Raw genomic sequence first — 1,311 nt, forward strand, 5'->3', positions numbered from 1 at the left:
TATTTAATTTTTATTACGGAATATAATTACAGTTAATGTAAAAAATTAGATAATTTATTATCATTGTAGAATCGAAATCGTTTTAATTATAAATTATGGTAATCGATAACAATATGTAAAACGTTATAAAAAAAAATGTATTTTTGTCAGAGATAAATATGAAAAACCATTTTTAATGAGCGAAAAGATAACCATTTACGATATTGCCGAAAAATTAAATATCACCGCTGCTACCGTTTCGCGGGCATTAAACAATAATCCGAAAATAAAAGAGAGCACGCGCGAGTTGGTTATTAAAACTGCGGCTTCAATGAACTATAAGCAAAATAAGCTGGCGCTAGCATTAAAAAGCGGCCGAAGTAATAATATTGGCGTTATAGTTCCGCGTATCGACAGCAACTTTTTCGCTTCGGTTATCCGAGGAATAGAAGAAGAACTTCACCCACATGGTTATCAGGTAATTATTTGCCAGACACACGAAAATCCGAAAAGAGAAAACGAAAACTTATATACTTTAATAGATGCCCAAGTTGACGGTATCATCATGTCGGTTACCGATGTAACGGGAGAAAATGATGGTGCTTTTCAATATGTTTTGCAAAAAAATGTTCCACTTATCTTTTTCGACAGAAGCAAACATATTGACGGAGTGAGTTCTGTAACCATAAATGACTTTAGAGGCGGTTACCAAACGACTAAACATTTAATTGATGAAGGCTGTAGAAATATTGCTCACTTATCAGGAGATCAGTCGCTTGAAATCTTTAAAAACCGATTTTTAGGATACAAACAGGCTTTATTAGACCATGGAATAACATTTGACGAAAAATATGTCATTCCTGTAAAAAGTACCGTTGACCACGGAAAGCAGGCCATAGAGCTTTTACTTCAGTTGGAAACACCTCCTGATGCTATATTTTCATCAAGTGATTTTGCTGCTTTAGGTGCTATTCAGGAACTAAAAGAAAGAAATGTCAGTATTCCTAAAGAATTTTGCGTAGCGGGTTTCAGTAATGAGCCTTTCACGAAATTTATGGAATTATCGATAACTTCGGTGGATCAGTCTCCGCTTGAAATGGGTAAAATGTCTGCTCGTGTTTTTCTGGAACAGGTCGACAAAACGGAGACGATTAAAATAGAAAAAAAGGTAGTTCTTGCTCCGGAATTACATATTCGTAAATCGTCGTCAAGAACTAGCTTTTAAATTTTTTTTTTACCATTAAGATATTAAGACAAGTTAAGTTTTGTAATTAACCCGTTAGGCATAACCACTATACTGCTTAATGAACCTTAATATCTTAATGGTTAAAA

General features: G+C 34.0%; 1 protein-coding gene. It reads left to right on the forward strand.

What is annotated here, in order from left to right:
• Positions 1 to 175: 175 nt before the first annotated feature.
• Positions 176 to 1,204, forward strand: a complete 1,029-nt coding sequence (locus JO950_RS21845) for a LacI family DNA-binding transcriptional regulator (RefSeq protein WP_202704533.1) — start codon at positions 176 to 178, stop codon at positions 1,202 to 1,204.
• The last annotated feature ends 107 nt before the right edge of the window (positions 1,205 to 1,311 follow it).

Source organism: Flavobacterium sp. UGB4466, from assembly GCF_903469665.1.
GTDB classification, from domain to species: domain Bacteria; phylum Bacteroidota; class Bacteroidia; order Flavobacteriales; family Flavobacteriaceae; genus Flavobacterium; species Flavobacterium lipolyticum.

What these genes read in the sequence shown, in the direction of transcription:
- JO950_RS21845 (WP_202704533.1), top strand. Translation starts at nt 176, where the DNA reads ATGAGCGAAAAGATAACCATTTACGATATTGCCGAAAAATTAAATATC.